Origin of the sequence: Dorea acetigenes, from assembly GCF_025567385.1 — a bacterium.
GTDB classification, from domain to species: Bacteria; Bacillota; Clostridia; order Lachnospirales; family Lachnospiraceae; genus Claveliimonas; species Claveliimonas acetigenes.
This window is the reverse complement of record NZ_JAOQJU010000025.1, coordinates 18017-32713: the sequence shown is the minus strand read 5'-3', so window position 1 is coordinate 32713 and position 14697 is coordinate 18017. Positions and strand designations below refer to the sequence as shown.

Here is a 14697-nt window from a genome sequence, read left to right as displayed (position 1 = left end):
ACTGTCAATATATGCCTATTAAGGAGGATGACTTATGAAAATCGTATTTCTAGATGCCAAAACCATCGGCGATGACATTGATTTGTCCGGATTTGACGCACTCGGCGATGTGATAAAATACCCGTTTTCTTCTTCTGAGGAAGTGCCGGAAAGAGTCCGGGACGCTGATGTCATTATCGTAAATAAAATTCAGGTGAACGAATCCACCGTCGGCCAGGCAAAGAATCTGAAGCTTGTGTGCGTGACCGCTACCGGAACAAACAATCTGGACAAGCCCTGGCTGGATGCGCATGGCATTGCCTGGAGAAATGTTGCCGGATATTCTACGGAATCCGTAGCCCAGCATACCTTTACCATGTTATTCTATCTTCTGGAAAAATTAAGATATTATGATGATTATGTCAAAGAAGACCGCTATACCAACGACACTGTGTTTACCCATTTTGCCGAACATTTTTACGAACTGAACGGGAAAACCTGGGGAATCATCGGGCTTGGCAATATCGGACGCCGGGTTACCGAGATTGCCAGAGCTTTCGGAGCCAATGTTATCTACACTTCACCTTCCGGCAGTGCGCCGCAGGACGGCTACTTACAGACCGATATGGATACGCTTCTTGCGTCGTCGGATATTATCTCCGTCCACGCGCCACTGAACGAATATACGGAAAATCTGCTGAACCGGGAGGCTTTCCGTAAAATGAAGAGGGAATGTATCTTCCTGAATCTCGGAAGAGGTCCGATTGTCGTGGAAGAAGATCTGGCAGACGCTCTGAATGCGGGCGAAATCGCCGCCGCCGGGCTGGATGTCCTCTGTACAGAGCCTATGAGCCCTTCCAATCCTCTCCGGAGAATCAAAGACAGCCGGAAGCTATTCATCACTCCTCATATCGCATGGGCGAGTATAGAAGCGCGCACCCGGCTTATGGATATTATCCTTGGACAAGTCAAAGAATTTTTCCAATTATAAATCAGAACACGCGCCGCCTGCGCAAAAATTTCCACACAGACGGCGCGTCTTTGTTTAATCAAGCAGCTCTCCCAGCCCCACAAGGAACGCTCCCAAAAAAATAGCCAGGTCTCCCAGATTATATGTAATCTTAGTAATCTTCTTCCACTTTGTGCGAAATCCCAGATAATCGACCACCTTTCCTCTCACGATCCGGTCAAATATATTGCTCCATGCTCCTCCGGTAAATAAAACCATTCCTGCCTTATGGAGCCATCTTCCTTTCCTGCTCCATAGAACTCCATCGTAAAAGAGCATCAACATTCCGCAGACAGAAGATGCAGTCTTCACTACCTTTGGATACTTTTCCAGCAGACGAAGCACCGCACCCTTGTTATATACCTTCCGTATAATAACCACGCCGCCCAAAATCTCCCGTTCCTCACCGGGACTGATTTTTTCTTCTACTGCCTGCTTTAACAAAATATCTGCCGCAAAAATACACAGAGTCCCTATCAGCAGCCATACGATCATTTATTCTTCTCCTCTGATCCGGGTTATCTCTTCTTCTTTCTTCTCAATCTCTTCATCACGCTTCTCAATAGACTCACAGAAGGTGATCAGATCCATATCCGGAATCTCGTTTTTCTGGAATTTTTCATAAACAGCTTTTCCAATATCCTCAAAATCACGGTCATTACTGCGCTTTAATGAGCGAATATCACTCTTCAATTTCTGAATTTCAATCGTATCTTCTGTCTTTTTTCCCAGACTGCTTGCTGCATCTGTAATTCTTTTTCCTAAATCTTCAAAAAAATCTGCCATAGCCTTTCTCTCCTTTGTCTTTAAAGTTCTCTGATTCTCTGTAGGGTGTTGTATACATCCAGTGTGCCGAATCCCCACTCCCGGTTCGGATATTCCATATCCGGTCTCTGATTTGCCCCCAGAATGAATAAATTCTTAATCTGAATCGTATCTGCTCCCACATTTCCGCTGTGATAGACAATCCACTCCATCATAAGCGCAGAAGCTCCCGCTGCAATAGCAGCCGCAGCACTGGATCCGGATTTTCTGGCAAATCTTCCGCCGGGGAGCGCTCCTGTCACACCGGTTCCCGGTGCCGCAATATCCGGTTTAATCCTTCCAGTTCTAGTATATCCTCTGCCGGAGTTAATATCAACACTATTCTCATTTCCATTATAATATGCCACCGACATTCCTGCACTAACAGTTGACGGCGATGTCAGTGTCGTATCCGGTTCCGGCTCAAGGAAAATCACTGGTCTGGACAGAAATTCTTCCACCGGCAGCCAGATGTGGAATTCCCCGCCGGCAAGGCGGATAGGCTCAACAATCAATTTCCAGATTCCCTCTGCCGGACTGCGGAACCGAAAAAAGATTAACTGGGAATTATTTCTTTCCACCAGAATCCTGAAATCTACATAGACCTCTGTATTTTCAAACAGGAAGCGGAACACTGTATCTGTTCCCTGCCTGACGGAAATTCTGGGAACAATCTCGCCTGAAGGGGACACGATAGACAGTGTCAGAATATTAGGAAGATCCGTCCACAATTCCATCGAAAACCCATCCTCTCCAGATCCAACCTGAATCTCTACCTCTTTTCTGTCCTCCATCCTTTCTATCCTGCCATAATAATGGTGTCTCTGGTTTGCCTCATTTCCTACACCTGTGACTACCATTCTGTTCAGAAACGCCGAGTATATTTCCAGCATAACATCCAGGGGTGTGGTTCCATTCTGTCCGCCAAAGCTGGTTCCCAGCGCGACACAGATTACCAGGGGAAGTCCTCTTTCCTCTGCCAGTCTGTGCAAATACCGGATTCCCAGCATAATATCATTTTCCTGGTAACAGGGCACATCCCGGGGAATTGCATAGAATTCCCGAAGATATTCCTTCGCCTGTTTTAATTTCACAACGGCAATCTCCGATTCCGGTGCCGCTCCCAGAAATTGACTGGAAATATCCGCATTCCCCGCCGCCAGGCTGGCAAGGAATGTGCCATGTCCATTTTCATCTTCTACGGGTATCTGCTCTAATGGATCTGCTGTCCGCAGCGCCTGATTAATCATCTCTTCCGTATAGCTGCTTCCGTAAGCAAACCCTTCCGGCGGCTCTCCTGTCTGCACCGTCTGATCCCAGATTCCGGCAATTCTGGTCGTACCGTCCAGGTTACGAAACACAGCATTTTGATAATCGATTCCCGTATCTATAAATCCAATCATAACACCCCGTCCCATTAACTGTAAAGTAGGATAATTCTGAACCGGAGTAATTCCCGCCTGATTCATAGCCGCCATGTCAAGCAGCGCATAACACTGCGGAACAGAGGCATAGGAAAACCTTTCAAAATTCACCGGATCTGCCAGCGTCTGATCTGCATATAAAATTTCATATCCTACTCCCGTCTCCTGCATACAGAGCTGTTCCCTTGACAAATTAAGCCGCACGCGTCCGCCTCCCACAGGCATAATAAAATCCCTGTATTCTTCCGACAGAATACGTAATCTGCATACTTCAGAATCCATAATAAAACCTCATACACTTTCTTTCAGTATATGAGGTTTTACACATTCTATGCTATTATCCTTCGATTCTTGCCACTTCCTGGCCCCGCAGGGTAATCACCGGTCCTCCGGTTCCTTCTATGTATTCTTTTGTTATCGTTACCTGTCCTATATTATCATCCTTGGGGATTTCGTACATAATATCGAGCATAAACTCTTCAATGATCGCCCGCAGCGCTCTGGCCCCTGTATCCTTCTTCATTGCCTTTGCCGCAATAGCATGGAGAGATTCTTCATTAAAGTCAAGCTTCACTTCATCCAATGCCAGAAGCTTCTGATACTGCTTTAAAATCGCATTCTTAGGCTCTGTCAATATTTTAACCAGCATGTCTTCATTCAATCCCTGCAGCGTAAAGATAATCGGCAGACGGCCGAGGAATTCCGGGATCATCCCAAAATTCCGAAGGTCTTCTATGGTTACTTTCTCAAGAATTTTCTCATCCTTATCATATTTATCCTTCAAATCTGCATTAAACCCGATGGTTGCCTGCTTTGTCAGGCGCTCCTTAATAATCCCTTCCAAATCCGGGAACGCCCCTCCGCAGATAAACAAAATATTCCGGGTATTGACAGTTGTGAGAGGCACCATGGCGTTTTTGCTGTTGGCGCCTACCGGCACCTCCACTTCACTTCCTTCAAGGAGCTTTAACATTCCCTGCTGCACAGACTCGCCGCTTACATCCCGCTGGTTTGTATTCTTTTTCTTAGCAATTTTATCAATCTCATCGATAAAAATAATCCCCTGCTCTGCTTTCTCTACATCATTGTCTGCCGCCGCAAGCAGTTTGGATACAACGCTTTCAATATCGTCACCAATGTACCCTGCCTCCGTAAGAGACGTAGCATCCGTAATTGCAAGCGGCACATCCAGAAGCTTTGCCAGTGTCTTAACCAGATATGTCTTACCACATCCGGTAGGTCCGATCATCAGCATATTCGATTTCTCAATCTCAATATCATCCATCGTATCTGTCGCTACCCTCTTATAATGGTTATAGACAGCCACCGACATTACCTTTTTCGCATGTTCCTGCCCTACCACAAAGTCATCCAGCTTTGCCTTAATCTTATGAGGAGCCGGAATATCCTTAATATCTAAAACAGGCTTTCTCTCTTCCTTTTCCTTTTTCTTCTTAATCTTCTGCTTCTTGGGAACTGCATTTTCCAGGTCAGACATATTAAAAATCTGCACTCCGGGCATATTCATCAACTGGCTGAAATCCACCTGTCCGTTCATCATTGTATCGAAACTCTTCTGCATACAATCCGGGCACACAGAAATATGATTCGGAAGATCTATCATCTTTCCGGCCACACTTTCCGGACGATGACATATGAAACACACTTTTTCATACTCATCCTCCTTATCCTTCTTTGTCTCTTCTACTTCTACATCGCTGACCTTTTCAACTTCCGTCTCCTCTGTATCAATGATATGATCTTTTTCTGACATATTAATCTTCACTCCACTTTGTTTTTCTGCCCGGCACGCTATCCTTCCTGCGCCTCGAGCATTTCCAGAAATTCATCTTCTGATATAACAGGAATTCCCAATTCTTTTGCTTTCTTATTCTTTGAAGAAGAGGATTCCTTATTATTATTAATCAGATAGTTTGTTTTTGATGTTACAGAACCTGTCACTTTCCCGCCCTTGCTCTCAATCAGCTCTTTTGCTTCGTTCCTGTTTGCAAAATGTGTTACATTTCCGGTAATCACAAAATTCTTGCCCTTGAAAATCTGCCCGTCGGTATTGACTTCTTCTCTGGCAATCGTAAGCTCTTTCAAAAGCCTCTGAAAGGCTTCCCGATGTGACTCCTCTCCAAAATAATCTACATATGCCTTAGCAATCACATCTCCGACACCGGATATTGCATTCAGTTCTTCCACCGTTATATCCATTACTCTGTCCGTATCATAACCAATCTCCCGGCAGATCATCTTCGCATTGGCAAGCCCGATATTCGCAATTCCGAGACTATAGATGACCTTCGGCAGCGTAGTCTCTCTTGCTTTTTCTACGCTGTCCATCAGATTGAGGTAGGACTTTTCTCCAAATCCTTCCATCGTCTGTATTTCTTCTCGGTAACGGTCCAGATGGAAAACATCCGCATACTCGTGAATGAATCCTCTGGCAATAAACTTTTCTAAGGTTGCCTCCGAAAGTCCCTCAATGTTCAGCGCATCCCTGCTTACAAACAAAGCATATGCCTTAATCTGCTTCGCCTGACATTCCGGATTCATACAATAAAGCGCTTTTGCATTGCTGACTTTGCGAATCCTGGTCTTTCCTTTGCAGACCGGACAGACTGCCGGAATATCCTTCACGCCGCTTCTGGTTAAGTTTCTTGCAATCTGTGGGATAATCATGTTCGCTTTATAGACCTCGATGGTATCCCCGATTCCAAGCTCCAATTCTTCCATAATACTGATATTATGGACACTGGCCCGGCTTACGGTTGTCCCTTCCAATTCTACAGGTTCAAATATGGCAACCGGATTAATCAGCCCTGTTCTCGACGGACTCCACTCAATTTCTCTTAACACGGTTTCCCGTGTCTCATCTTCCCATTTAAATGCGAAAGAGTCCCGTGGAAACTTAGATGTCCTCCCTAAAGACTGTCCATATGCCATATCATCATATATTAGCACAAGTCCATCCGATGGAAAATCATTTTCTTTAATTTTTTCTGAAAATTTAATAACTTCCGCTTCCAGTTCCTCTTTTTCCACCACGTAATGCTCTACAACCTCAAATCCCTGGGACTTCAGCCAATCGAGCTGATATGCACGGGAATTGTGAAAATCCACGTTCTCTGCCTTTACCAGAGAAAAAGCATAGAATTTTACATTTCGCTTCGCCGTAATTTCATTATTCAATTGTCTGACAGAACCACTGCACAAGTTTCTCGGATTCTTATATTTTGCATCGGTTTCTGCAATTTCTTCATTAATTTTCTCAAAATCCTTATAGCCAATAACTGCCTCTCCCCGAAGAACCAGTTCCCCTTTATATGCTATCTGAAGCGGAATATTTTTAAAAACTTTTGCGTTATTCGTAATAACTTCTCCCACCTCGCCATTGCCTCTGGTAACTGCCTTCACAAGCTGCCCGTCCCGGTAAGTCAGCACAATCGTAAGTCCGTCCATCTTCCAGGAAATAACCACTTTCTGATCTCCGGCAAATTCTTTCAGTGCTTCTACATCCTTCGTCTTATCCAGCGACAGCATCGGGCTTTCATGCCTCTCCTTGGGAAGTTCACTCAGCACCTCATAACCCACATTTACGGTAGGACTATTTGAAAGTGTGATTCCAAGCTCTTTCTCCAATCCACACAGTTCATCATAAAGAGCGTCATACTCATAGTTTGTCATAATCTCTTCTGCATCCTGATAGTACGCTTTGCCCGCTTTATTCAGCAATTCTACCAGCTCCTGCATTCTTTTGGTTTTATCTTCCTTTTTCATACCCAGCTCCTGTTTTCCTGCATCCTTCATATGATACTTCTTCTCCTACATTGCGCGAATCACGGATTAATTCATACAGCTCATCCAGCTCACTGTCCGTTAGCTTCCTGTATTCACCCGGTTTCAGATTGCCAAGTTCAATATTCATAATTCTCACCCTCGTAAGTTCCGTCACCCGGTATCCTAACGCATCGCACATCCTTCGGATCTGCCGGTTTAGTCCCTGTGTCAGAACAATCCGGAACTTATATTTACCGATTTTCGATACCGTACAGGGTCTTGTCACTACATCCATGTTTTTTTCTTTATCAACGATATGCACGCCTGCCGACATTGCTTCCAAAAAAGCAGAAGTCACTTCTTTGTTTACTGTGACACAATATTCTTTCTCATGGTAATTTCCCGCCCGCATCATTTTATTAATAATATCTCCATTATTTGTCATCAGAAGCAATCCCTGGGAATCCTTATCCAGCCTTCCCACATAAGTGACTCTTACGGGATAATTTAAAAAACGGATAATGTTATTCTTTATCCGTTTCTCTTCTGTACATATAATTCCTACCGGCTTATTTACCGCAAGAACTACCATCTCATCCTTTTGCCCGATTACTTTCCTGCCAATGGTAACCCGCTGCCCCGGAAAGACTTTTTCCCCGCAGACCGCTGTTTTTCCATCAATTCTTACCTGTCCGGCTTCTATCAGCCTGTCCGCCTCCCGCCGGGAACAATATCCGGATTCGCTGATATATTTATTCAGCCGGACAGATTCCTTCTGTCCATAATACTCTTCAGCCATCTTATTACTCATTTTCCAATACTCCGCTTATATTATTATCTTCCACAAAAGTGTTCATATTATACAGGAACAGCACCTGTGTAATACCATAATTGCTCATAATATCGTTCACATTACCATAATAATATCTGGGATCGACGACTACAATCTCCCGGTATCCATCCGCCAGAAACGGAAGAAAGCAGTTAGCATAGGAATCCTTCAACACCAGCAGAACTTCCTGCGACTCCGACGTGGTACGAATATCAATCAACGGATAATTTCCGCCCAGGAACATGGCATATTTATCCTTTTCCTTCAATTTTGAGCTGTCGTACCATGTGGCAGTTTTCGTCTGCTGCTGAACATACTGAAGCACTACCTCCGGCATCTCATCTGAATAATAAAAATACATCGGTTCTTCATAACCTGTCTCATAGCCGCTCATCGAAGATAAAGTTCCGTTAAATCCTCCGGCAGCAGCATAAGGCTTCATTCCCTCTGCCTTTTTCGTGTCAAGCCCTGCTGCCTGTGCAAATGCCTGATACCCGTAGAATGCTCCCAATGTGGTCCAATGATGGTCGGTGTGATAGTAAATATCCTGTTCTTTATGCTTCACAAGATTCTTCTTCATGTCTACCCAGTTGGTCTCTCCCTCCAGCTTCTTCTGCACATAGGCAAGCTGCTCATCCTGATTCCTGACGACTGCCAGCGCCGGGAGCTTATCCTCCCACACATTTGCCGCATTAGGAACCAGGCACATATATACAGGAATATTCTCATGTGCCGCGTGAAATGTATGAATTGCCTCCAGATTCTCTTCCAGACTCTCCTTGTCAGGCTCTTTAATTTCTTCCAGAAGACAGTGATCTTTTCCTTTATAGACCCCATTAGACTTCCGCTCCCCTTCAAGATAGGAAACCTTCGTCTTAAGGACCACCCAAAACTGGCGGAAAGCAAATTGATCTGACTGCCAGCTCTCAAACTGCTTCATATACTTTCCGCTGGAAACCGCACCAAGCGAAATATCCGGACGCTGCGTCAGGGAACGGTTCTCCTTCTCCGAAAACTCCTGATCAGGTATAAGTATATTTATCGTCAGAAACAACACTAACACTATGATAAAGGAGACTCCAGCTATCTTGTGCACTCTGCTCTCTCTTTTTCTTTTCTTCCTCTCTTTTATCTCTTCCATACGCGCCTCTAAAATCTAAAGTATAAAAATGGATTATAGGTCTCCGTTACCAGAAAGGCAACACATATCATAAATAAAATGCCATAAACCAGCACATTCACAACTGCTTTTTTCTTTCCCAGCTTACGCATAATACGCCGGTAACTGTTATGGAGTACCGGGGTGGAGGCAAGAATAAGAGCAATCCACACCACCCAGTCGGACTTCAGCAGATAGAACGCCTCTCGGTCCGCCAGACCTTTTCCGCCAATCCCGAACATCAGTCCCAGATACTGCACTGCAGCTCCAAGGCTCTCTCCCGCAAACAATGTCCAGCCAATCATAACCAGTACGATACTATACACATGTCTTGCCCAGCCGGGAAGCCTTTCCAGAGCATTCTTTAACACATATTTTTCTATTAACAGTATCACTCCATAATATAGCCCCCATGCCACGAAGTTCCACGCCGCCCCATGCCACAGACCTGTCAGAAGCCAGACAACCAGGAGGTTGCGGATATGCTTTCCTGTACTTACCCGATTACCTCCCAACGGGATATATACATATTCTTTAAACCATGTACTTAAAGAAATGTGCCATCTGCGCCAAAATTCCGTAATACTCTTTGAAATATAAGGGTAGTCAAAGTTCTTCATGAATTCAAACCCGAACATCTTGCCGAGGCCAACTGCCATATCCGAATAACCGCTGAAATCAAAGTAAATCTGGAAAGTGTAAGCTGCAATTCCAAGCCATGCAGTCAGCACAGAAACCTCCGCGTGAGGAAGTGAAGCAACCTCAACATAAACCTTTCCAATCACATTTGCCAAAAGCACCTTTTTAGTCAGGCCGCGAATAAAAAACAAAACGCCTCTTCCAAACTTATCCAGTGATTCTTCCCGATACTGAAGCTGCTCATCCACATCCTTATATTTGACAATCGGTCCTGCAATTAACTGCGGAAACATGGTTACATACACCCCAAAATTCAAGAGATTCTTCTGAACCTCCACCGTACCACGATATACATCAATGATGTAGGACAGTATCTGAAACGTGTAGAAAGAAATGCCAATCGGCAGAGCCAGCTCATAGTAAGGGATATTCACCGGCAACACGGCATTCAGGCTGTCTATCAAAAATCCATAGTATTTAAAAAATCCTAGAAGAAGAAGGTTGACCGTCACATTAAAGACAAGATTCCTCCTTGCCGCCTTCTTATTCTCCAGGTTCTCTGCAATCTCAAGCCCCGATACATAATTAAATAAAATAGAAAATATCATCAAAAAAATATATACAGGTTCTCCCCATGCATAGAATACCAAGCTGCACACAAGAAGCACGGCATTCTTAAATTTGCGGGGCATAACATAGTAAAATAATAATGTAATTGGCAAAAAAACAAATAAAAACGTAACACTGCTAAATAACACGATTTCTCTCTTTTCCTTTTTTTAATGCATCTGCATATGCCTTCCGGAACTTCTCCGCGTTTTCCGAAATAACCATAAGCACATATTTTCCTCTTTTGTCTGTTACCGCCTGCTTTAAGAGTCTGGTCTGCTCTGCTCCGTACCCCTCAAAATTATTAAGCTGTCCGGAAATCCGATTGTCAATGCTCTCCATAACTTCATCCATCTGCGCGTCCTCTTTCACCCGCACAAGAAGAAGTTCTTCCACACCCATCGCATCACCGGAAGTATAGAGCATCACGCCGTCATAATCTTTTTCCCGGAGTCCATAACATTTCCTTATGACTGCAGAGTCCGCCTTCTCCATCCCACTGATATCAGCTGCCTTCAGGACTGCTTTCTCTACCGTCCCGAAAGGCGTCTTGCTGTCGCGTCCCATAAAAATCAGAATTCCTATATAAATAATCAGCACGGCAACCATGCCATATTTGCATACCGTTATCCACTTCTTTTTTCTCTTCCTCATAGCCACCCTCTAAAGTCCCGCTACCTGAATCATATGTATCGCCCATTTTCGGTGATATTCCGGTCGGAAATGAATTCCATCCTGCTCATACAATTCATCGCTGAGCAATTCACTGTTATCAATAAATGTTACCCCTTCTTCCTCACAAAGCTGCCTTAGCACTTCATTAAACTGGGGAATCATCTGAAAAACAGGCTCACTCTCCAGCACCCAGTTCTGCACAGCCGTAACACCATTGACATAAATCTTTGTATTTGGAAGTCTTTCTTTGATTCCATCAAGCAGCCCTTTGTAATTCTCACGAAACATCTCCGCATTTCCCCCGGTTGTCTGTACATCGTTGGAGCCAAATGCAATGAAAAGATTCTGCGGGTTCAGTCCCACTGCCTTGTCTACCAGCTCACCCGCATTAGGAATGGAAACCCCTATCTTCGCCACCACCACTGATTCATCCAGTATTTCATAAGCTGACAGCTCTTCCGCAATGGAATCCCCCAGCACTACGGAACCCCGGAAATGTTCCATCGGCACAATATCTTCCCCGGAAATGGCGTCATCTGCCGCATCACTACTCTGTCCGCCGCCATCTTCACCCGAAGCATCCTCTGAATCCGGGACTCCCAGAGCCTGTATCTTCGCATCAACCTCTGCCGTATCAGCCTCTTCCAATTGCTTCAGGATTTTAACCCCCTCCGAGACATCCACCTCTTCCACCGTCGCTTTTTTGTACACGAAAAAACAGATAATACTAATGATAACGACTACAATTACCACAAAAATTATCTGCCTGACCTTCCCGCTATCCGCTTTTACTCTCATTTTCCTGCTACTCCCTCTTATGCTGTATGCATATATATTTTATTGTAATGTTTTCCTCGAAAAATGTCAAATAGCTTATATGCATCTTTACAAAATATGATATAATATGTTACGATTTACAGCCACCTTGGAATAAAAAACAAATTCGTCGTGCTTACACGTAAAGAAAGGAATACCCATTATGATAATGCTTAAAATAGATGTTAAAAAATGCATGACAGAACTTCTGCTGCGAAGTACTTTCGACTCATTCTCCTTCATCGAAGGAACAATTACCACCTTCTGCCAGTTCACCATTGACGGTTTTTTGCATAAATCCTTTTTTGAGGAAGCGCCTGAAAAAGAATATGCTGACTGGAAAGATTTGCGGGAATACTGTTTTTCTATCATCAAAGGAAAGCAGACACCTTTGGATTTCAAATTCATCCTTTCCCTTCCCGAAGAAGGGATTGCTTCCCTGATTTCAGAAAATTCTCTTGATTTCCGTCCGGCGGACGTACAGGGGCTGTATCTGAACTTCCGCTATGACGGCATGAACCTCACCTGCATCACCGGGACATCCTTTAAATCTTTCTCCATGGACAAATCCCTGGAACAAAGATGGGACAAATGGGTGCAGAATTTTTTTACGGAGAAAGGAATTGATTGGGATTTAAGCTCTTAGCATTTCAAAAAAAGGTGATATGCCATCACCCTTTCGAGGGTAAGTATATCACCTTTTTCCTTCTTCACTATATGATTTTTATTTTGTTAAAAGCATCATAATCTCATTGCTTCTCTTTACGAACGCCGTCATTTCTTCCGGACTCAATGGCTTATGTGCCAGCATTGCAAGATCATAAAGCTGTTTGCAGATAACAGAAACATTCTCATTGTCTTTATGTTCCACCACAAACTGTACCAGAGGATGATTTGCATTCAGAATCAACGTACTTTCGCTGCCGAACATAGCCGGATCCATGCCCGCCATGCCGTACATCTTCATCATCTCCTGCATACGCCTGTTCTGTTCAGACAACGTAATCATAGAAGCAACATTATCATCCTTTAATTTCTCAACCTTTACATCCAGCTTGTCATTTCCCAGTTCTTTGCGGAAAATCTCAATCAGGCTGTCTGTGGTTGCCTTAAAGGTCTCCTTCTCTTCTTCTGCAATCTCTTCCTTCACAGAATCTGTCACATCTGCATCAATACGCTGGAAACGAATATTGGGATTTCTCTGCTCCAACTGTGTAATAAACGGGGAATCAATATTATGTCCCAGTATGACAGCATCCAGCTCCTGCGCTTTAAACATATTGATATACTGGCTCTGCTGCTGTTCATCCGTAACATAGTAAATCGTGGTCTTTACTTCTTCTACGTTGTTTTCACCATTCTCTTCACTGTTGTCACTGCCGTCTTCCTTTTTCTCTTTCGGGTCAATGACCGTTCCGCCATTCTCTTCGACACATTCTTTTAAAGTCAGATATTTATGGTCAATATTCTTGAACAGAATGTAATCCATCATCTTATCACAGAATTTCTCATCCTTCAGGCATCCGAATTTGATAAATGGACTGATGTCATCCCAGTATTTCTCATAATTCTCCTTATCTGTCTTGCACATGCCGCTCAGCTTATCTGCAACCTTCTTGGAAATGTAATCTGCAATCTTATTCACAAATCCATCATTCTGTAATGCACTTCTTGATACGTTAAGCGGAAGATCTGGACAATCAATGACACCTTTTAATACCATAAGAAACTCTGGAATGACTTCTTTGATATTATCTGCAATAAACACCTGGTTGTTATATAATTTAATCGTACCTTCAATAGAATCATATTCCGTATTAATCTTCGGGAAGTACAGAATCCCTTTTAAGTTAAACGGATAATCCATATTCAGATGGATCCAGAAAAGAGGCTCTTTGTAGTCCATAAATACTTTTCTGTAGAACTCCAGATAATCTTCCTTCGTGCATTCGTTTGGATGTTTCGTCCAGAGCGGCTCCGTATCGTTCAGTGCAACCGGGCGCTTGTTGATCTTTACCTTCTCTTTGGCAGGAGATACTTCAACCATCTCCTTCTCACCGTTCTCATTTTCCTTCTCTTCCATCTTGGCTTCTTCGTGAATATGCTCTACCACCACGTCATCATCGCGAAGATCCGCCTCGTCAATAGTCTCATATTCCTGTTCGGCATTCGCCTTGGATACATAAATCGGAACCGGCATAAAGGAACAGTATTTCTCCAATACTTCTCTTGCCCGGTATTCATTAGCAAATTCCAGACTGTCTTCATTCAGGAACAGGGTTATCTCAGAACCCACGCTTTCTTTGCTTCCATCTGACATCTCGTATTCTGTACCGCCGTCACTCTCCCAATGTACAGGAACCGCGCCTTCTCTATAGGAAAGGGTATCAATATGAACCTCATCCGCCACCATGAATGCTGAATAGAATCCCAAACCAAAATGACCGATCATATCATCTTCTGTCGTTTTGTCCTTGTACTTCTCCAAGAATTCTGTCGCACCGGAAAATGCAATCTGCGTAATGTATTCTTCTACTTCTTCCGCCGTCATGCCAAGACCGTTATCAATAAATTTCAGCGTCTTCTCCTCCGGATTCACAACTACCTGTATCTGAGGCTTATAGTCTTCCGGCATCTCATATTCGCCCATCATGTCCAATTTCTTCAGCTTCGTGATTGCATCACACCCATTAGAAACCATCTCACGGAAGAAAATATCGTGATCGGAATATACCCACTTTTTAATAATCGGAAAAATGTTTTCACTGCTGATTGATAAAGAACCTTTTTTCGTTGCCATGTATACCACTCCTTATTTTTATTATTTTCTATTGCTTTTATCACAAAGTGTTCTTTTTTCTCGCTAGAAGATATGATAATACCTTGAATTTCAAATGTCAATAGAAAATTAGCACTCTTTTCGCAAGAGTGCTAACAAATTTCTTAAAAGAATAAAATTTTAATA

The 14697-nt window shown here is 43.6% G+C and carries 13 protein-coding genes; 2 read left to right on the top strand and 11 right to left on the bottom strand.

Translation table 11 applies throughout. The annotated features are described in order from the left end of the window. Nucleotides 1-34 precede the first annotated feature (34 nt). On the top strand, nucleotides 35-970 hold the full coding sequence (locus tag OCV99_RS14505; protein ID WP_158371506.1) for a D-2-hydroxyacid dehydrogenase: 936 nt from the start codon (nucleotides 35-37) through the stop codon (nucleotides 968-970). Nucleotides 971-1024: 54 nt separating this feature from the next. Here the strand turns inward: OCV99_RS14505 and OCV99_RS14500 are convergent, their stop codons facing one another. From OCV99_RS14500 to OCV99_RS14455, 10 genes are read right to left on the bottom strand one after another with little or no spacing between them, the layout of a single operon-like run. Then, entirely contained in the window at nucleotides 1025-1483 is a 459-nt protein-coding gene (locus OCV99_RS14500; RefSeq protein ID WP_158371504.1) for a signal peptidase II, read from the bottom strand. Further along, a complete protein-coding gene (locus OCV99_RS14495) occupies nucleotides 1484-1774 on the bottom strand; it encodes a hypothetical protein (RefSeq protein WP_158371502.1) in 291 nt (96 codons plus the stop codon). It lies immediately after the preceding gene. Nucleotides 1775-1794: 20 nt separating this feature from the next. Then, nucleotides 1795-3498 (bottom strand): S8 family peptidase, encoded by a 1704-nt coding sequence (locus OCV99_RS14490; RefSeq protein ID WP_158371500.1) that lies wholly within the window; start codon nucleotides 3496-3498, stop codon nucleotides 1795-1797. 55 nt (nucleotides 3499-3553) lie between these two features. Next, nucleotides 3554-4990 carry an ATP-dependent Clp protease ATP-binding subunit ClpX gene (gene clpX / locus OCV99_RS14485; RefSeq protein ID WP_158371526.1) on the bottom strand — a complete coding sequence of 479 codons (1437 nt, stop codon included), beginning with the start codon at nucleotides 4988-4990 and terminating at the stop codon, nucleotides 3554-3556. A 38-nt stretch (nucleotides 4991-5028) separates the two neighbouring features. Next, complete coding sequence (gene ligA, locus OCV99_RS14480; protein WP_158371527.1) at nucleotides 5029-6975, bottom strand: NAD-dependent DNA ligase LigA; 1947 nt, start codon at nucleotides 6973-6975, stop codon at nucleotides 5029-5031. Nucleotides 6976-6985: 10 nt separating this feature from the next. After that, nucleotides 6986-7813 carry a pseudouridine synthase gene (locus tag OCV99_RS14475; protein ID WP_158371499.1) on the bottom strand — a complete coding sequence of 276 codons (828 nt, stop codon included), beginning with the start codon at nucleotides 7811-7813 and terminating at the stop codon, nucleotides 6986-6988. Beyond that, nucleotides 7806-8975: a DHHW family protein gene (locus OCV99_RS14470; protein WP_158371497.1), complete on the bottom strand. Its 1170-nt coding sequence runs from the start codon at nucleotides 8973-8975 to the stop codon at nucleotides 7806-7808. Before OCV99_RS14470 ends, OCV99_RS14475 begins: the two co-directional genes overlap by 8 nt. Nucleotides 8976-8983: 8 nt before the next feature. Continuing rightward, nucleotides 8984-10390 carry an MBOAT family O-acyltransferase gene (locus OCV99_RS14465; protein ID WP_158371496.1) on the bottom strand — a complete coding sequence of 469 codons (1407 nt, stop codon included), beginning with the start codon at nucleotides 10388-10390 and terminating at the stop codon, nucleotides 8984-8986. Further along, the gene (locus OCV99_RS14460; protein WP_158371494.1) at nucleotides 10380-10895 is read right to left on the bottom strand and encodes a DUF4358 domain-containing protein; all 516 of its coding nucleotides are present in this window, start codon (nucleotides 10893-10895) and stop codon (nucleotides 10380-10382) included. Before OCV99_RS14460 ends, OCV99_RS14465 begins: the two co-directional genes overlap by 11 nt. A gap of 9 nt (nucleotides 10896-10904) precedes the next feature. Beyond that, the gene (locus OCV99_RS14455) at nucleotides 10905-11714 is read right to left on the bottom strand and encodes a GDSL-type esterase/lipase family protein (protein WP_158371493.1); all 810 of its coding nucleotides are present in this window, start codon (nucleotides 11712-11714) and stop codon (nucleotides 10905-10907) included. A 181-nt stretch (nucleotides 11715-11895) separates the two neighbouring features. Here OCV99_RS14455 and OCV99_RS14450 point away from each other — a divergent pair, with 181 nt between their 5' ends. Further along, nucleotides 11896-12378: a DUF5721 family protein gene (locus OCV99_RS14450; protein ID WP_158371491.1), complete on the top strand. Its 483-nt coding sequence runs from the start codon at nucleotides 11896-11898 to the stop codon at nucleotides 12376-12378. A 78-nt stretch (nucleotides 12379-12456) separates the two neighbouring features. On the opposite strand, the gene htpG is transcribed toward OCV99_RS14450, so the two are convergent. Further along, a complete protein-coding gene (gene htpG, locus OCV99_RS14445) occupies nucleotides 12457-14532 on the bottom strand; it encodes a molecular chaperone HtpG (RefSeq protein ID WP_158371490.1) in 2076 nt (691 codons plus the stop codon). Between the last annotated feature and the right edge of the window lie 165 nt (nucleotides 14533-14697).

Bases quoted from the DNA above. Each gene is read 5' to 3' on its own strand.
- OCV99_RS14505 (WP_158371506.1), top strand. From the start codon at position 35: ATGAAAATCGTATTTCTAGATGCCAAAACCATCGGCGATGACATTGAT.
- OCV99_RS14500 (WP_158371504.1), bottom strand. From the start codon at position 1,483: ATGATCGTATGGCTGCTGATAGGGACTCTGTGTATTTTTGCGGCAGAT.
- OCV99_RS14495 (WP_158371502.1), bottom strand. From the start codon at position 1,774: ATGGCAGATTTTTTTGAAGATTTAGGAAAAAGAATTACAGATGCAGCA.
- OCV99_RS14490 (WP_158371500.1), bottom strand. From the start codon at position 3,498: ATGGATTCTGAAGTATGCAGATTACGTATTCTGTCGGAAGAATACAGG.
- clpX (WP_158371526.1), bottom strand. From the start codon at position 4,990: ATGTCAGAAAAAGATCATATCATTGATACAGAGGAGACGGAAGTTGAA.
- ligA (WP_158371527.1), bottom strand. From the start codon at position 6,975: ATGCAGGAGCTGGTAGAATTGCTGAATAAAGCGGGCAAAGCGTACTAT.
- OCV99_RS14475 (WP_158371499.1), bottom strand. From the start codon at position 7,813: ATGAGTAATAAGATGGCTGAAGAGTATTATGGACAGAAGGAATCTGTC.
- OCV99_RS14470 (WP_158371497.1), bottom strand. From the start codon at position 8,975: ATGGAAGAGATAAAAGAGAGGAAGAAAAGAAAAAGAGAGAGCAGAGTG.
- OCV99_RS14460 (WP_158371494.1), bottom strand. From the start codon at position 10,895: ATGAGGAAGAGAAAAAAGAAGTGGATAACGGTATGCAAATATGGCATG.
- OCV99_RS14455 (WP_158371493.1), bottom strand. From the start codon at position 11,714: ATGAGAGTAAAAGCGGATAGCGGGAAGGTCAGGCAGATAATTTTTGTG.
- OCV99_RS14450 (WP_158371491.1), top strand. From the start codon at position 11,896: ATGATAATGCTTAAAATAGATGTTAAAAAATGCATGACAGAACTTCTG.
- htpG (WP_158371490.1), bottom strand. From the start codon at position 14,532: ATGGCAACGAAAAAAGGTTCTTTATCAATCAGCAGTGAAAACATTTTT.